General features: G+C 61.1%; 14 protein-coding genes. 13 read left to right on the forward strand and 1 reads right to left on the reverse strand.

What is annotated here, in order from left to right:
* Positions 1 to 496: 496 nt before the first annotated feature.
* The 13 genes from NKI59_RS25865 to NKI59_RS25925 all read left to right on the forward strand — a co-directional run bounded on the left by NKI59_RS25865 (position 497) and on the right by NKI59_RS25925 (position 15553).
* Entirely contained in the window at positions 497 to 1612 is a 1116-nt protein-coding gene (locus tag NKI59_RS25865) for a Fic family protein (protein WP_352707772.1), read from the forward strand.
* Between the two features lie 197 nt (positions 1613 to 1809).
* Positions 1810 to 2115 carry a type II toxin-antitoxin system TacA family antitoxin gene (locus NKI59_RS25870; protein WP_352592712.1) on the forward strand — a complete coding sequence of 102 codons (306 nt, stop codon included), beginning with the start codon at positions 1810 to 1812 and terminating at the stop codon, positions 2113 to 2115.
* A 23-nt stretch (positions 2116 to 2138) separates the two neighbouring features.
* A complete protein-coding gene (locus NKI59_RS25875; protein WP_352592715.1) occupies positions 2139 to 2639 on the forward strand; it encodes a GNAT family N-acetyltransferase in 501 nt (166 codons plus the stop codon).
* 546 nt (positions 2640 to 3185) lie between these two features.
* On the forward strand, positions 3186 to 4232 hold the full coding sequence (locus tag NKI59_RS25880; protein WP_352641651.1) for an NAD(P)-dependent alcohol dehydrogenase: 1047 nt from the start codon (positions 3186 to 3188) through the stop codon (positions 4230 to 4232).
* 341 nt (positions 4233 to 4573) lie between these two features.
* The gene (locus NKI59_RS25885; protein ID WP_352641649.1) at positions 4574 to 5485 is read left to right on the forward strand and encodes a carbohydrate ABC transporter permease; all 912 of its coding nucleotides are present in this window, start codon (positions 4574 to 4576) and stop codon (positions 5483 to 5485) included.
* Positions 5485 to 6384, forward strand: a complete 900-nt coding sequence (locus NKI59_RS25890; protein ID WP_352592721.1) for a carbohydrate ABC transporter permease — start codon at positions 5485 to 5487, stop codon at positions 6382 to 6384. Before NKI59_RS25885 ends, NKI59_RS25890 begins: the two co-directional genes overlap by 1 nt.
* Positions 6385 to 6431: 47 nt before the next feature.
* On the forward strand, positions 6432 to 7961 hold the full coding sequence (locus NKI59_RS25895; protein WP_352592724.1) for an ABC transporter substrate-binding protein: 1530 nt from the start codon (positions 6432 to 6434) through the stop codon (positions 7959 to 7961).
* A 65-nt stretch (positions 7962 to 8026) separates the two neighbouring features.
* Positions 8027 to 9556 carry a xylulokinase gene (locus NKI59_RS25900; protein WP_352623462.1) on the forward strand — a complete coding sequence of 510 codons (1530 nt, stop codon included), beginning with the start codon at positions 8027 to 8029 and terminating at the stop codon, positions 9554 to 9556.
* Positions 9549 to 10874 carry an iron-containing alcohol dehydrogenase gene (locus NKI59_RS25905; protein WP_352641647.1) on the forward strand — a complete coding sequence of 442 codons (1326 nt, stop codon included), beginning with the start codon at positions 9549 to 9551 and terminating at the stop codon, positions 10872 to 10874. The genes NKI59_RS25900 and NKI59_RS25905 overlap by 8 nt, the downstream gene beginning before the upstream one ends.
* 74 nt (positions 10875 to 10948) lie before the next feature.
* Positions 10949 to 12031, forward strand: a complete 1083-nt coding sequence (locus NKI59_RS25910; protein ID WP_352623464.1) for an ABC transporter ATP-binding protein — start codon at positions 10949 to 10951, stop codon at positions 12029 to 12031.
* Positions 12032 to 13087, forward strand: a complete 1056-nt coding sequence (locus NKI59_RS25915; protein WP_352623465.1) for a hypothetical protein — start codon at positions 12032 to 12034, stop codon at positions 13085 to 13087.
* A gap of 182 nt (positions 13088 to 13269) precedes the next feature.
* Entirely contained in the window at positions 13270 to 14184 is a 915-nt protein-coding gene (locus NKI59_RS25920; protein ID WP_352592739.1) for a sugar-binding transcriptional regulator, read from the forward strand.
* Between the two features lie 379 nt (positions 14185 to 14563).
* The gene (locus NKI59_RS25925) at positions 14564 to 15553 is read left to right on the forward strand and encodes a Tim44 domain-containing protein (protein WP_352707778.1); all 990 of its coding nucleotides are present in this window, start codon (positions 14564 to 14566) and stop codon (positions 15551 to 15553) included.
* Between the two features lie 102 nt (positions 15554 to 15655).
* Here the strand turns inward: NKI59_RS25925 and NKI59_RS25930 are convergent, their stop codons facing one another.
* Positions 15656 to 16753, reverse strand: coding sequence for an AI-2E family transporter (locus NKI59_RS25930; RefSeq protein ID WP_352592742.1), 1098 nt, complete (start codon positions 16751 to 16753; stop codon positions 15656 to 15658).
* Positions 16754 to 16929 lie beyond the last annotated feature (176 nt).

Below are 16929 nucleotides of genomic sequence, written 5' to 3' on the forward strand. Positions count from 1 at the left end.
TCGGGGCCGGCTCCGTGCTCCAGCCTACCGGTTCAGATCCGAGCCGTGCCCACATCTTGAACAGGCAAAGCCGCGCACGCCTGTGAGGTAGGAACCGCCGCTGATTTCGATAATGACGCTACACGTGTCGGCCCTTGATACCTGCGTGAGGGGAGCTGTGCAAAGACCGGTTCTCGGGGCGCCTCAAGCTATGTCCTTCAACGTGTCCAGCGGCCCTTTCAGAGCCGACCTGGGTTGGATCAACTCCGGCGCAATCAGGAAAATCTGCGGTGCCGCCCGGGGGTTGATCGATCAGCTCGAACTGCAATCAAACAGATTGGCGCGACCGCAAGAACGCCTCCTCAACAGTGGGTCTTGCGATATAGCGGTCTACAACTCGAACCCCGAACACGTTCGCCAATTGTTGACGTATCCGAGAAGACCCTGAGGCATAGCGAGGATTGCTATAGCTCACCTGTCGTGGCATCATGAGTTATAGAAAGGTGCTCTATAACTCATGGTATGGAATTGGGAGCAGGCTGACTGGCCGCATTTTACCTACGATAAGAAGGTATTGGAACCGCTGGAAAGCGAGTTCCTGTTGCGATCGGGCGAGTTCCTGGGCGTCTTTCGTCATGTGGGTGCCAACGATCGCGACCAGATCCGCATCGACCTTATCAGCGAAGAGGCCTTGAAGACATCCGCGATTGAAGGGGAATACCTCAACCGCGAGAGTCTGCAATCATCCTTACGCCAGCAACTTGGCCTGGGAAGCGAGATCAGGCACATTCCGCCGGCCGAGCGTGGCATCGCTGAAATGATGGCCGATGTTTACTTGCATTTCGCCGATACACTCTCACACCGCACCCTCTACGCTTGGCACAAGATGGTGATGTCGGGTGAGCGGGGTATCGGGACCATCGGCAGCTACCGCCAGCATGCCGATGCTATGCAAATCGTTTCCAATCGGCTGGATAAGCCCAAAGTGCATTTCGAAGCGCCGCCGTCGGCCCGGGCGAAGACCGAAATGGACGCCTTCGCGGCTTGGTTCAACGTAACCGCGCCCAAAGGCAAGATACCGATTCCGGCGTTGACGCGTGCCGGAATCGCGCACCTTTATTTCGAGAGCATTCACCCGTTCGAGGATGGCAACGGGCGCATAGGGCGTGCCCTCTGCGAAAAGGCGTTGGCGCAAAGCCTGGGTGAGCCCAGTCTCATCGCTTTGGCGTACACGATTGAACGCCACCGCAAGGCCTACTACGACAATCTCGAGGCCAGCAACAAGAGCAACGCGATTACGGATTGGCTGCTCTACTTCGCTAAAACGATCCTTGAGGCGCAGCGCGTAACGCTTGCCCGTGTCGAATTCTCCGTCGCCAAGGCCAAGTTTTACGAACGCTACCACGGTCACTTCAACGAGCGACAGGAAAAGGCCATCACCCGGATGTTCCGCGAAGGTATAGATGGTTTCAAGGGCGGTCTCAGCGCCGAGAATTACATCGCCATCACTCAGGCATCTCGCGCGTCAGCGACAAGAGATTTGCAGGACCTCGTTGCCAAGGGTGCACTGATTAGAACTGGCGAACGACGATACACACGTTACGCATTGAACACTCTTGCTGGCCGAGCGTAAACCACAACAGGGATAGAAGAAGCGGGCTGTCGAAGAGCCTGCCTGCCTGGACCGTCAGCACCCAGTAGAAGCCGAACAGCGGGCGAAGCTGATGTTCGACCACCAGCGCGTGGATGAAGGGCAGAAATCGGTTTGATTTGTTCGTCTATGTGACGTACATTGTCTGCGAAACATAGACCACGACAGGAGTGATCCCAATGGCGCGCAAACAGCCCCAGATCGAACGAGAGACGCCCAACCGCGTCGAACGCCTCGGATTCCGGTTGGATGAAGAGACTAAGGATCTTATCGAGCGGGCAGCGCATCTGTCACGACGCAAAGTCAGCGACTTCTGCGTCACTGCGCTCACTGACACCGCGCGCCGCACGATCGCCGAGCATGAGACGTTGGTGCTGTCCGATCGCGACCGCGCGGCATTCTTCGACGCGCTGGTCAATCCGCCAGAGCCGAGTGAGCGGCTGGTCCGCGCCTTGGCCGAGCACAAGCGCCGGGTCGCGTCCTGAGCATGGCGGCGTCTCGGCCAGATTTGAAGATCGAGGCGCTCGCGTCGCATCACGACCGGGACGGCTTTGTCTGCGGCGTCGACAGACTCGACCGTTATCTCCGGACGCAGGCAAGCCAAGATGTGCGGCGCAAGGCGAATGGGGTCTTCATTCTAGTGGAGCCTGATAAACCGGATGTCATGCTGGGCTATTATACGCTTTGCGCAACCAGCCTTGCACAGGGCGACGTGCCGGCCGCCGCGCGCAAGCACATCCCGCGCTATCCGCTGGTCAGCGCCACGCTGATCGGACGGCTGGCGGTCTCGGAAGCCCGTCAGGGCGAACGCCTGGGTGCGATGCTTCTCGCCGACGCCGTGCGGCGCGCCTATGCGAGCGCGGCCACAGTCGGTTCTTCGATGCTGGTGGTGGATGCCATCAGCGAGCGCGCCGCTGCCTTCTATAAGGGAAACGGCTTCGTGCGGCTGCCGGACTACCTCCGGCTCGTCCTACCGATGCACGCAATCCAGCAACTGGTGGAGCCATGATCGACGCAGCACCTACATCGCCTAACGCGGAGCCTTCGCCGTCGGACCGCGACGGGTTCGGCCACCCTGTGCTTTGCCGAAGCCCTCAGAAGCATCTCGCACACCCAGTAAAGAGACCCTCTTTCGTCGTGCTACGGCGCCCTGTCAGGTGCTCTGTCGCCCGGGCAGCCGAAGCCGGGCGACAATTTCTCAAACATCGCGTCACAGCATGCCCTGTTGCCTCTTCGACAAAACAGAACCGAAAGAAGGGAGAACTTTGTGTGCAGCGAGTGTGCACGTCGCCCTCTAAACACTGGTTCCTATCCTGATGCCGAATCTATCACTTGATACCTCAGAGCACCCTGAATGATCCAAACGAAATTCGGCAGCGGCATGGTCGGCCTTCAAAGTCCCTTGGCCGGGAAGTTGGTACGGATAGTCGGAATCTTGCAACACCCGTTTCCGAACTGGATTTTGAAGCCGTGAATGAGCGGCTATGATGAACGTGCCGAATGCAAGCAAGGTCGCGGAGGCCTCGAACAGTCGGCTTTAGAGGAGACTACGTCGATGACGAACGTTCGCGCCCTTGTCCTTGAACGCCAGCACGAACTCAAGCTGCGTGGGATCGATCTGCCACAGACCGTCGGCGCGGGCGAAGTTCGCATCAAGATCCATACGGTGGGCATCTGCGGCTCGGACGTGCACTACTACACGCATGGCCGCATCGGCCCGTTCGTGGTCGAAGCGCCGATGGTCTTGGGCCACGAAGCCGCCGGCACCGTCGTCGAAACAGGGGAAGGCGTCGAGCATCTGAAGGTCGGCGACCGCGTCTGCATGGAGCCGGGTATTCCCGATCCCAATTCGCGGGCGAGCCGGCTCGGTCTCTACAACATTGACCCAGCTGTCAGATTCTGGGCAACGCCGCCGATCCACGGTGTGTTGACGCCCTATGTCGTCCACCCCGCCAACTACACATTCAAACTGCCCGACGATGTCAGCTTCGCCGAAGGCGCCATGGTGGAGCCCTTCGCTGTCGGCATGCAGGCGGCTGCCAAAGCAAAGATCGCGCCTGGTGACACGGCGGTGGTGATTGGCGCCGGGCCGATCGGGACGATGGTGGCGATCGCGGCACTCGCCGGCGGGTGCGCCCGCGCCATTGTTGCAGATTTCGCCCAACCCAAGCTCGACATCGCCAGCGGCTATCAAGGCGTGATCCCGGTCAACATCCGCGACAAGAACCTGGCGGCGGAGGTAAAGCTCCTGACCGATGGCTGGGGCGCCGATGTCGTTTTCGAATGCTCGGGCTCGTCCAAGGCATGGGAGAGCCTGCTCGATCTGCCGCGGCCCGGCGGCGCGGTGGTGGTGGTCGGCCTGCCGGTGGCGCCTGTGGCGCTCGACATTGCCACCGCCTCGACCAAGGAAGTCCGCATCGAGACTGTGTTCCGATATGCCCACCAATATGAGCGGGCAATCGCGCTGATGGGGTCGGGCCGGGTCGACCTAAAGCCACTCATTTCGGCGACCTTCCCCTTCGAAGATTCCATCGCCGCTTTCGACCGCGCAGTCGAAGCCCGGCCCGCGGACGTAAAGCTTCAGATCCTGTTGCCGGATTAAGGGGAGTTCCAAAAGCCCCCGGGCTGTCCTCCCGATCTCCTCGATGCTTTCCGTAGCTTTCGTTGGGCTGCCAAAGTTGGCGGCGGCCCTGAGTGCTTTTGATGCTGGTCCACCGCATTTGCCGGCGGCGATCCCTCCAAAAACAACTTCATACCCGGCGATGACGGGATCTACCACGAGCAAATCCCTTGAGCGCTGACGGACCCGACACTTGACAAATCGGCGGCCGTCCGACACGTTCTTAACAAAAGGCACAACAAACTTACAAAAGTTCAAGTTGGCACAATCTGGCCGATAGGGAGAAGGCCGATGCGTCTCTGTGACCGAGCGGAGATTTGCACGTGAGCAGCGCTATCCTCACGCGGCCGACTTCCAGGTGGGCCCTACCCCGGTTCATGACGGCCGAGCATCCTTTTCCCTGGCTCGCGCCGATCACGGTGATGCTTCTCGTTTTCGGCATCTATCCCCTCGCCTATTCAGTCTGGCTGTCGTTTCACAAACGCAATGTCGTTTCCCGTCAGCTTGACTTCGCCGGGCTCCATCAATGGACGCGCGCCTTCTCGGATGCGCGTATGTGGCATTCGTTGGAAACCACGCTGATCTACACCTTCGTCGCGCTTGCGGTTCAGCTTGCGCTCGGCATCCTCATCGCGCTTCTGCTTGACACCGATCGCAAAGGTTACGGGGTGCTGCGGGCGCTGATGACACTGCCGCTGGTGGTGCCGCCGGCGGTGACCGGAATGATGTTCCTGCTGATGCAGGACGGTTCTTTCGGTGTCCTGTCGTTCTACCTCTATGCCCTCGACCTGATCTCGCCGGCACAGCCGATCCTGACGCAGCCCGGAACCGCATTGGCGGCGATCCTGCTGGCAGACATATGGCAGTGGACGCCGTTCATGGTGCTCATCATCCTGGCAGGGCTCAGGGCGCTGCCGATGGAACCTTTCGAAGCCGCCGCGATCGACGGTGCCAACGGCATCCAGACGTTCTTGCGCCTCACATTGCCGATGCTGCGCAAGGTGATAGCGGTCGCGGTGCTGATCCGCGGCGTCGATCTCTTTCGCATCTACGACTACGTCTACATCATCACCGCCGGCGGGCCTGGCACGGCCACCGAGACGCTTTCATTCTACGCTGGCCGTATCTACTTCACCGGAGACTTTCCCTATGCCGCGACCCTGTCGCTGATCGTGCTCGTCGTCTTGATCGTCGTGTCGAACCTCTTCGTCAGGCTGTTCAAGGTGAGGTTCTGATGGAGTCGTCGCGCGCCCAAACGATCGGCCGTGACGTCCTCGCCGTCCTGGTGGTGGCGATCTTTATGTTCCCGATCGCGTGGTGGGCCCTGTCGTCCATCAAACCCTATTCGGCGATCTTCGACCGCAGCGGACCGGTCTACACCGGTTTCACGCCAACGCCGGACAATTACCGTGTGACGTTGCTTGGCGTTTCGCGCGTCGACATCGGCATGGAACAGGGCGGCGAGGCGGCCGGGGTCATCAAGGGTGGCGCCAGTTCCTATGATTCCCGTCAGTCGTTGCTCGATAGCGCCATCATAGCCGTCGGATCGACGGCGCTGACGCTGCTGCTGGCAACGCTGGCCGCCTATTGCCTGTCGCGAATGCAGTTCAGCGGCCAGCAGTCCTTCCTGTTCTGGATTCTCTCGCAACGCTTCATGCCGCCAATCGCGATCGTCATTCCGATCGTTTTCATGTTCCGCGATCTCGGCTTGCGCGATACTTATACGGGGCTCATCCTCGTTCACAGTTTGATTAACCTGCCGCTGGCGGTTTTGCTTTTGAAGTCGTTCTTCGACGATGTTCCGCGCGAGATTGATGAGGCGGCGCTGATTGACGGCGCGACGCGCTGGCAGACGTTTCGACGCGTCGTCCTTCCCATGGTCAAGGGCGGCATCGCTGCGACGGCCGTGCTGTGTTTCATCTTTTCGTGGACCGAGTTCCTGCTCTCACTGTTTCTGACAACGTCGATCCGCACTGTGCCGGTGAAGATCTCGACTTTTGTCACATCGACCGCGACCGAGTGGGGCTACATCACAGCGCTCGGCACATCCGCGATCATACCCAGCTTCATCTTTATCCTGCTGGTTCAACGGCATCTGGTCCGCGGCCTCACCCTCGGATCCCTGAAGGAGTGAGGCGCAGACGAGAAGAACGACGACAAAAACGCAATGGAGGAACGATCATGAGCTTCAGTGAACACGACAAGAAGACATTCGTCGCCGATACCTGCAATGACTTTACGGCGCGCCGAATAAGCAAACGCGACTTCATGAGGAAGATGGCGCTCGCTGGTGTCGGCTTTTCCGCCTTCGGATCAGCCATGCTAGGTGGTGGCCGCACCAGTCGGGGGATGCTGGGCCTCGGGGTTGAAGAAGCCCGCGCCCAGGACGCCGATATGCTGAAGTGGCTGGCCGACGTCGGCAAACCATATGCCGGCACCAAAATCCGCTACACTTCGGAAGCGACGCCGCCAACGATCGTTGCCAACCAGCTTGTCGCGGGTGAATTCACCAAGGCAACCGGCATTGAGGTGGAAGTCGAGATCGTGCCGCTGGAGCAGGTTCTCGCCAAGGCGACGCAAGACGTACAGGGCCAACTTGGCACCTACGACGTCTACTATCTCGACCAGTCCTGGATGGCGACATTTGCCCAGGATGTCGTCGATCCGCGCGAGTATTATGACCAGAACAAAGAACTGGCGATGCCCAACTTCGACTGGGACGATTTCTCCAAGCCGCTGGTCGACGGCATCGCCATGTACAACGGCAAACAGTGCGGAATTCCATTCGATATTCCGATCTTCATCCTGATGTACCGCAAGGATCTTTTCGACAAACACAACATTGCGCTGCCGACAGACCTCGACGCCTACCTCAAGGCCGTGCAGGCGCTCACAGAGGCAGAAAAAAGCAACGGCATCTTCGGCACAGCATGCCAGGCGAAGTCCGGCCATTATTCGCTGGAATGCGACTGGACCTTCGCATTGTGGGGCCATGGCGGTTCGATCTTCAACAAAGACAAGAAGTTTGTCGGCAATGACGAGCGCGGCGTGGCCGGGCTGCAATTCTATCAGGAGCTGGTCAAGAACTCGCCGCCCTCCGCGACGACTTGGACCTGGGACGGGCAGGGACAGGCACTGACACAGGGTCAGGCCGCTATGGCAATCACCTGGGGCGAAGATTTCCCCGGCTTCGACGCGAACGATTCCAAGGTCAAAGGCCTGTTCGAGGCCCTGCCCGCGCCCAAGGAGGTTCCTGGCCGTCGCGCCGCCGCCGATTGCGGCTTCAACGAAATCCCGGCCGTTGGTCACCAAGGTGGCTCGACGATTTCGCTGTCGCAATATTCCAAGAACAAGGAAGCAGCATGGCTGTTCATGCAGTGGGTCTGCTCGAAGGATGTGATGGCGCGGGTATCGACGCTCGGCGGCGGCGCCTCGCCGATGCGCAATTCCTCTTTTACAGATCCTCGGGTCAAGGCGAAGGCCGTTGTCGGCCCCGGAACGACACGCCATTTCGACGCGATCAAATACACTATCGACAATCAGATGGGATCTGAGCCGGACATGCCGATCTGGGCGGATCTGTCGAACAACGACATTCCGGTTGAGCTCGGCAAGTTGCTTACGGGCCAAGACTATGGCGGCGATGCCAAGGCATGCCTGGATGCCATTGCCGGCATTGTCGACGGCAAAGTCAAGGACGCCGGTCTTTAGCGGCTAGTCGGTGATTTGGGCGAAGGCGGCTTCGGCCGCCCTCGCCGTTTGGTAATGTGGCGGCAATGGTTCCGGATCTCGTCATCGGCATTGATTCCTCGACCTCGGCAACCAAGGCGATCGCCTGGGACCGCAATGGTCTGGCCGTGGCCGAAGGTCGTGCACCCCTTGCAATGTCCAACCCGCGTTCGGGCTATTTCGAGCAGGATCCGGCCGAGTGGTGGACCTCGACGGTCGCAGCGCTGCGCGCCGTGACGTCAACGGTTTCGCCGGCACGCATTGCCGCCCTTGCGATTGCCAACCAGCGCGAAAGCTTCGGACTTTTCGACGAGCAAGGCGAAGCGGTCGGGCCGGCGACGCTCTGGCTCGATGAGCGCGCCCGGCGGAAGGCACGCCGCTTCGGCGAGAGCTTCGGCGCGGCACGCGTCCACGCAATATCCGGCAAGCCGCTGGACGTCATTCCTTGCCTTTACCGCATGATCTGGTTCCGCGAGCAAGAGCCCGAGATTTTTGCCCGGGTGGAGCGGATGGCCGAAGTCCACGGCTATCTGGTCTTTCGCTTGAGCGGCCGGTGGGTGACGTCCACCGCATCCGCGGACCCGATGGGCATACTCGATATGCGCGCTATGGACTGGTCGAACGATATACTGGAGGCAGCGGGCGTTGCCCGGCGCATGATGCCGGATCTGGCGCGGCCCGGCACCGTTCTGGGTCAACTGACTTCGGAAGCGGCCATTTCGACGGGCCTGCGCGAGGGCACGCCGATCGTCGCCGGCGGCGGCGATGGTCAATGCGCCGGCACGGGCGCGGGTGTGTTGCAGCCGCGATGCGCTTACATCAACCTCGGCACGGCGGTCGTCTCCGGCAGCTTCGGCACGGACTACGTCCACGACCAGGCCTTCCGCACCGAAACGGCGGTCGCCGATGATGGCTATATCTACGAGACGTGCCTTCGCGCCGGCACTTTTCTTGTCGACTGGATGGCGCGCCAGATGCTTGGCGTCGATCTGCATGGCGCAAATGATGCCCTGGAGGCGCTCGAGGCCGAAGCCGCTACCAGCCCGATCGGCGCAGGCGGCATAATGCTCCTGCCCTACTGGCAGGGCGTCATGGACCCACACTGGGATAGTGCGGCCCGTGGTGTGATTGCCGGGCTTTCGGGCTCGAGCCGCCGCGGCGACATCTATCGCGCCGTGCTGGAAGGCATAGCGCTGCATCAGGCCGCGACAAGTCAGCGGGCGGCTGCGGCTGCCGCCCAGACCATCGACCAGTTCATAGCGATCGGCGGAGGAGCGAAGTCCGACCTGTGGATGCAAATTCTGGCGGATGCACTCGATCGTCCCATAAAGCGTTCGACGACCGTCGAAGCCTCCTCGCTTGGGGCGGCGATGGCGGCGGCAAAGGGGGTGGGCTGGTTTTCCACCATCGCCGAAGCGTCGCTCGCAATGGCCAGCGAGCCGGCCAAAACCTTCGAACCGGACACGAAACGGGCCGCGCTTTACGCCGAACTTCTTGCGATCCATGCCGATCTTTGGCCAACGCTTTCAGCCTGGAACCAGCGCCTCGCGGCCTTCATGGAGGCCGATCATGGCTGAAACGACCAACTGGAACGGCTTGATCGAGGACGTTGTCGCGGGACGCTGGACAGATCCCAAGACCGGCGCGGCAGCGGACCTGCCGTTCCAGACGATCGAACTGCTGGAGACGACGGAGGGCCGCGAGGCGGATCTCGTTGCGCCCCTGGCGCTAGGCAGCCGCATCGCTGTTGTGTCGGATATCAACACCGTCGATGTGATGGGCACGCGCGTCGCGAAGGCGCTGCGTGCCATCGCCGACATCGATGAAATCGTGCTGCCTGACGGCCTCGACTGCGATGAGGCAATGATCCAGATGGTCAGGGAGAAGACGCGTCACGCCGACGGGGTCGTGGCCGTCGGGTCGGGCGTCCTCAACGACGGCTGCAAGCATGCAACCTTTCTCGACGAGCGGCCCTATGCCGTCTTCGGCACGGCCGCCTCGATGAATGGCTACGGCGCCTCGACAGCGTCGGTGACCTTGGCCTCCGGGCTCAAGATCTCGCTGCCCTCGCATGCTCCGCGGGGCATCTTCCTGGACCTTGGCGTGTCGGCCGCAGCGCCCGCCTGGCTCAGCGCTGCCGGGCTTGGCGACAGCCTCTGCCGCTCCACGGCCCAGATCGACTGGTGGGCTTCGCATCGGCTGTTCGACACTTACTATTCTGAGGTGCCCTACCTGCTGCAGGCGGGCGATGAGGAGCCGATGCTGGCCCATGCGCCTGGCCTTGCCAGGCATGACGTCACCGCTGTCGGGCATCTCCAGCGCGTCCTGACGCTGTGCTCGATGGGCGTGTGCTTTGCCGGCGTTTCCCATCCCGGGTCCATGGGAGAGCACCAGATTTCCCATTGGGTCGACATGTTCGCGGGAGAGCGTCATCCCGGCACCACGCATGGTCAGCAGGTTGGGGTTGCCTCGCTGGTCATGGCGCGTCTGCAAGCACGGCTGCTGGACATGAAAGAGCCGCCGCAGGTGAAGCCGACCGCCATCGACGAAGCGGCGATGCTGGCCCGCTATGGCGCGCAGCTTGGACCACTTTGCATTGCCGAGACGAAGAAGACGGCACTCGACGCCAGCCAGACGGAAATCTTCAACCGCAGGCTTGCGGAAATCTGGCCGGCGCTGCGCCAGGAGGTTCGGCCCATGGCAATGCCGGTCGCCCGCATGGAGGCAGCACTCAAGGCTGCGGGAGGGCCGGTCACCGGCGCGGAACTAGGCCTGCCGCGAGCGCTTTGGCACGACGCCATTCACTATTCGCGGGAAATCCGCGGTCGATGGTCCTTCATCAATCTGGCCGCCGATGCGGGACTCTTGGAAGAGTTTCTGGAGAGCGAATGGTGAGAGCGCATCCGATCGCCAATACGCATAGCGAAAATGCGATCCAACCGGCAAGGGCAATCGAAGGGTAGCAATTTATGGCGTCCGTCACGATCAGCAACATAAAGAAGGACTATGGCGCTCTCTCGATTATCGATGGACTCGATCTCTCGATCGAGGATGGCCAGTTCGTCGTTCTGTTGGGGCCGTCCGGCTGCGGCAAGTCCACGCTGTTACGCATGATAGCCGGTCTCGAGCCCATCACATCCGGTGATATCGCCATAGGCGACAGGGTCGTCAACACGCTCCATCCCAAAGACCGCAATATCGCGATGGTCTTCCAGAATTACGCGCTTTATGCGCACATGACCGTCTTCGACAACATGGCCTTTTCCATGCAGTTGAAGAAACGCCCAACCGAAGAAATCAAACAGAAGGTCGGATGGGCGGCGGCGATCCTCAATCTGACCCCCTATCTGGAACGGTACCCTCGCCAGCTTTCGGGCGGTCAGCGGCAGCGCGTCGCCATGGGCCGCGCCATCGTGCGGGACCCAACTGTGTTCCTGTTCGACGAACCGCTGTCCAATCTCGATGCCAAGCTGCGGGTGCAGATGCGCACCGAAATCAAGGAACTCCACCAGCGGCTGAAGACCACCACCGTCTATGTCACGCATGACCAGATCGAGGCCATGACCATGGCCGATGTCATCGTCATCATGCGCGACGGCCATATCGAGCAGATCGGGCGCCCGCTCGATGTCTACGATCGCCCGGCAAACCTCTTCGTCGCCTCTTTCATCGGCTCGCCCGCAATGAACATGTTCCATGGCGAGGTGGCTTCCGAGCGCGACGCCTGGGTGGTGCGGACCGACGAGCTATCCCTCCCGCTCCCGCCAGGGGCTGCGGTCCGGCCCGGCCAAAAGGTGATCTACGGCATTCGCCCCGAACATCTTCGACCAGTGGCCGACGGGCGCGGCATTCCGGCGAGGATTACGGTTGTCGAGCCGACTGGCCCCGAAATTCACATCTTTGCCAGCATGGGCAACACCGCGATCTGCTCGGTGCTGCATGACCGCATGGAGCTCTCTCCTGGAGCTGTGATCCATCTGGAGCCGGCGCCTGAGCGAATCCACCTGTTCGACCAAGGTAGCGGCGAGCGGCTGGACAAGGGAAGAAGTTGAATGGCGCGGATCATCACCCTCGGCGCCGGCGTCATGGGCTCTGCCATGACGCTTCCGGCCGCTCACGCTGGTAACCGCATCACTCTTGTCGGGACCCATCTCGATGAGGAGATCGTCGGCTCGGTGGCCAGCACAAGTCATCACCCACGCCTCAACATCACTCTGCCTGATGTGGTAACCGCCTGTTCCTGGACCGAATTCGGGGCGGCGATGAACGATGGACCCGATCTGCTTGTACTCGGCGTCTCGTCGGCCGGCATTCCTTGGGCGATCGACCGCATTGCAGAAAGCATCAAGTCGCCCGTGCCGATACTGATGATTACGAAAGGACTTGCAGCAAGCGACGAAGGCGTGGAAATCCTGCCACATCTGCTTGCCCGCGAGATCGAGCAACGCACTGGCTTCTCGGTCCCTGTGATGGCCGTCGGCGGACCGTGCATTGCCGGCGAACTGGCGGCACAGCGCGACACCTCTGTGATCGTGGCCGGGCACGATCCCGACCAGGTCGCCGCGGCGTCCCGCATTCTGCGCGCGCCCTTCTATCATACGCGATCGTCATCCGATCTCGTCGGCGTCGAGATCTGCGCCGCTTTCAAGAATTTCTACACACTCGCCGTTGGTGCTCCCGTCGGGCTGCTCGAGCGCGACGGCAAGGCGCCCAATGGCGCACTCATGCACAACCTAGCCTCGTCACTTTTCTCGCAGTCCCTCGCAGAGATGGCGATTCTGGTCGAAGCTCTGGGTGGAAAGGTCGAAACAGTGCTGGGGCTGGCCGGCTCCGGCGATCTTTATGTGACCTGCCAGGCGGGCCGTAACGGTCGCATGGGGCGCCTGCTCGGCCGCGGCCTGCCTTATTCCGTGGCGAAGCGCGAACATATGAGTTCGGACACGGTCGAGGGCGCGCAACTGGCGCTGGACCTTGGTCTGACTTTGAAGAATATGATGGCCCGGGGTGTACTTCCCCACGATCGCCTGCCGCTGACGACTGCCATCATCGACGCAATTTGCCATGATGCTCCGCTGGTTTTGTCCTTCGACCGCTATCATCGAGGCTAGCGGAGCCGGGAAACTCGATTGATGCCTCATATCCATGAGCACATGGCTCCGCCGAGCCCGCTCTGGACCCGCTGCCGCGGAGTGGACAGGATGATCTGATGGAGAAACCAGCACGAAAGAAACGCGACGGCCGCCATGCCGTAACGAGTTCCGTCACGTCCGATCGCGAGGAAGGGCTGCTCGTGCGCGCCGCCTGGCTTGCTTATGTCGGTGACCTCACCCAGGCGCAAATCGCCAAGTCTCTTGGCCTGACACGCCTTCGCGTCAACCGGATGCTGGCGCATGCCCGTCAGCGGGGGATCGTTCAGATTCGCATCAATTCCAAGGTGGCGAACTGCATCGAGCTGGAGAACCGGCTGCGGGACGCCTATGGCGTTTCCGACCCAATCGTGGTTCCGACACCGCCTGATCCTGCCCTGGTGCCACAGGTCATCGCAGCCGCTGCCGGTGAAGCCCTGTCGCATAGAATCCGTGACGGGATATCGGTGGGCGTGGGATGGGGACGGACGCTCCAGCTTAGTCTGCGGTCAGTGACCGTACGCCCCGTCAGAGGGATGTCGGTCGTTTCCCTGCTCGGCGGGCTCACGCGTGGATCGGCGATCAACATCTATGAAATCGCGTCGCGGCTCGCGGCGCTTTTCGATGCGGAATGCTTCTACATCGCGGCACCGGTGTTCACGGATACGGAGGCCACGCGCGATCTGCTTATGCGCCAGTCCATTCTGGAAGACGCCTTCACCCATGCCCGCGACGTTGACGCCGCTTTCGTTTCGGTGGGCGCGGTGCACAAGGACGCCACCATCTTTCGGATCGGACTGGTAGGAGACGATGATCTCAGATCGCTCCGCGAAGCCGGGGCGGTCGGCGATATTTGCGGCCACTGGATCGGCGCCGACGGACAACTCGTCGATCACCCGCTAAACAGCCGTGTCATCGGCCTCGCCCCCGAACATCTGCGCGACGTCGACACTGTGATCCTGCCCTCCGGCGGCCTCGACAAGGTTCCGGTCCTGCGCGCCGTGTTGCGTCTGGGAGTGGTCGATGTGCTGATCACCGACGAGAAAACCGCTGAGGCGATCCTTGCGGAAAAGCCGTAGCGCAGACGGGTCGCGGCGAGGAATTGTCTCGCACCTGAATGGTGCCAAGCTGGGCCGCGCGAGCAGTGCCTGCGCAGAAAGGATACACTCACTACCTATTAGCGCCGATACGCATCGCGTCATCTGCCGGAAGACCATTGCCACGGATCGCCTTGAAGACGGGACGCTGACGGTCAATCTGGGGCCGGTGGTCGCGGCCGACTTCGACTAGGTCCTGCGTGTCGAGAGTATCGCGCGCCAAGGCGCAAGCCTCGCCCGGCGAAAAACGCGCCTGAGCATAGGCAGCATGTCGCCCGTTGAAGTGCAAGGTGCCGGTCAGTGATATTTCGATCGGCGCACCCCATATGAGCGGAAAGAGTGTCGTAAGGATTTGCCTATGTTGATTTCGCGTTCGGGACGGTTTGCAGTTTTGCTCGTAGGGTTGTTCCTGGCGTTTTTCATGGTCGCTGTGGATCATGCCGATGCGCGCCGAGGCGGCAGCTTTGGCAGCCGCGGCACGCGCACTTTCCAGTCGATCCCGCCGACCAGAACGGCACCACAGCCGGCCGCACCGGTCGAGCGTTCGATGACGCCCAATACCGCAACCAACAATGCGGCCCGCCAGCCGCAGGCATTCCAGCGCCCAGGCGTCTTCAACGGCCTCAGCGGGCCGATGATGCGGGGGCTGCTTCTCGGTGGTTTGATCGGCGTTCTTTTGGGCCATGGTTTCGGCGGCTTGGCCGGCATGTTGGGTCTTCTGCTTCAAGTACTGCTGATCGGCGGCGTGATCATGCTGGCCATCCGCTTTTTCCGCTCGCAATCGGCGTACAATCCAGCGCCCACTACGGCTCGTGCCTCGGGGGGCACAGGGAGTTTTGGGCGAAACGCAGCAGCCCGACCCGAGCCGAGCAACGCCACAGCTTTCCCTATTCCAGGCATCGGGTCAGGATTTGGCGGAACGAGCCAAGCCACCGCTTCCGATGAGATCACACTCACCAAAACCGACCTCGACACGTTCCAGCAACGGCTGACGGAAGTTCAGGAAGCATTCGGGCGCGAGGACCATGCCGCCTTGCGCCGGTTGGCAACGCCAGAAATGGTCTCCTATCTGTTCGAGGAACTTGCCGATAACGCCAAAAAGGGCCTCAGGGACGAGGTATCGGATGTGGGCCTGCTGGAGGCCGATATTGCGGAAAGTTGGCGGGAGGGTGATCGCAACTTCGCGACGGCTGCTTTGCGATATGAATCTCGCGACGTGACCCGCGATCGCATAAGCGGCAAGATCGTTGAGGGCCAGGCCGATCAGCCGACGGAGACGACCGAACTGTGGACCTTCATGCGCCAGAACGGCGGGGACTGGAAGCTCGCCGCGATCCAGCAGCCTGGCTGATTTGCTTGCCGTGATTAAAATGTCTGCCCAGAGGTTGTTCAGGTTTCGTGCTACCACTCGAAGGCCAGCGCCCTTTCCGCGCGCTTGATCTTGTCTTGGTCTTCAATCCGTCCCGGACTGATGCGGTAGCTCAGCAGGGCGCGCCGGCGTCGCCTTGGGCGGGTCTGTCAATCGATTCTTCAGCACATCAATGAGGCTTACGGTGATGGCGATCACCGCGGGGCCGAGAACAAGGCCGGATGCTCCGAACAAGACAATGCCGCCGACCGAGCCGATAAAGGCCACCACGGTGTGGAGGCGCAACCTGTTCCCGACAAGCATCGGATAGAGCAGATTGTCGATGCCACCGACAATGACGCCGCCCCAGACGGTCAATATCGCCGCGCTGGCCCAAGCCCCCTCCAGAGCGAGATAGACCGCCGCGGGCACCCAGATCACGAATGCCCCGAGCACAGGCACGATGGCAAGAAGTCCCATGACAAGGCCCCAAAATACCGGCGTGGGCAGACCGAGCCACCAGAACATCAGGCCACCTAATGTTCCCTGGACGGCGGCGACGAACACGGTGCCGAGCAGTGTCGCATGAACGGTCTCTGCAAAGCGGGACAAGATGTGCGCTGTCTCGGGAGCGCGCAGGGGCGAAAGCCCCGCGACGGCTTGCAGGCCGTGTTGGCGATCCCGCAGAAAATAGAACAGCAGATAAAATGTCAGGCCGAACATCGCGACCTGATAGATGGACCCACGCAACAGCGATGTGCTTTGTCCCGTCAGCCATTGTACGAATGCGGCGACCGAACCGGCCGGATCGAATTGGTTCTCAATCCATTGGGCAATGGTCGAAAGCGTGGGATAGTCAGACATGAAGCCGTCTGCGTCCCAACCACGGACGACCTCCTCCAGATAATTGGCTCCGTTTACCGCTTCGCGAACGAGCTGTTGGGCGACGAGTACCAGCGGCAGGCCGACGGCAATCGCAGCAACGCTTACAGATATCAATGCGGCCAGGTTTCGATTCCCGACCCGTCTCTCAACCCATCGATGAGCCGGAGCCAGGATGATTGCCAGGACGAGCGCCCAGGTCAGTGCCGGCAAAAAAGGCCACGCCAGCAGATAGCAGACATATAGACCGATCACCGCCGCTGCGAGGACGCCGAGCAGTCTCAATTGTTTCACGTCGGGTATCTGTTTCAGATCAGGCAACCTTTCGCTGTCTCGCAAGCCCAGCGAGCCTAATTGGTTTCTTGAAAAAAGGGCAGCGTCGGCCGCGGCGCCCTGCGGTCAAGCTGCAAGGAGCGCTTGGCGTGATCACCGAGGCGGGTCAGCTCAAAGGATTGACGATGAAAATCGGCTTTCGCGCTGACGCCGGCGTTGATGAG

This window comes from Mesorhizobium sp. M0598 (assembly GCF_040320865.1).
In the GTDB taxonomy this organism is placed as follows: Bacteria; Pseudomonadota; Alphaproteobacteria; order Rhizobiales; family Rhizobiaceae; genus Mesorhizobium.

What these genes read in the sequence shown, in the direction of transcription:
- NKI59_RS25865 (WP_352707772.1), top strand. Translation starts at nt 497, where the DNA reads ATGGTATGGAATTGGGAGCAGGCTGACTGGCCGCATTTTACCTACGAT.
- NKI59_RS25870 (WP_352592712.1), top strand. Translation starts at nt 1,810, where the DNA reads ATGGCGCGCAAACAGCCCCAGATCGAACGAGAGACGCCCAACCGCGTC.
- NKI59_RS25880 (WP_352641651.1), top strand. Translation starts at nt 3,186, where the DNA reads ATGACGAACGTTCGCGCCCTTGTCCTTGAACGCCAGCACGAACTCAAG.
- NKI59_RS25890 (WP_352592721.1), top strand. Translation starts at nt 5,485, where the DNA reads ATGGAGTCGTCGCGCGCCCAAACGATCGGCCGTGACGTCCTCGCCGTC.
- NKI59_RS25895 (WP_352592724.1), top strand. Translation starts at nt 6,432, where the DNA reads ATGAGCTTCAGTGAACACGACAAGAAGACATTCGTCGCCGATACCTGC.
- NKI59_RS25900 (WP_352623462.1), top strand. Translation starts at nt 8,027, where the DNA reads ATGGTTCCGGATCTCGTCATCGGCATTGATTCCTCGACCTCGGCAACC.
- NKI59_RS25905 (WP_352641647.1), top strand. Translation starts at nt 9,549, where the DNA reads ATGGCTGAAACGACCAACTGGAACGGCTTGATCGAGGACGTTGTCGCG.
- NKI59_RS25910 (WP_352623464.1), top strand. Translation starts at nt 10,949, where the DNA reads ATGGCGTCCGTCACGATCAGCAACATAAAGAAGGACTATGGCGCTCTC.
- NKI59_RS25915 (WP_352623465.1), top strand. Translation starts at nt 12,032, where the DNA reads ATGGCGCGGATCATCACCCTCGGCGCCGGCGTCATGGGCTCTGCCATG.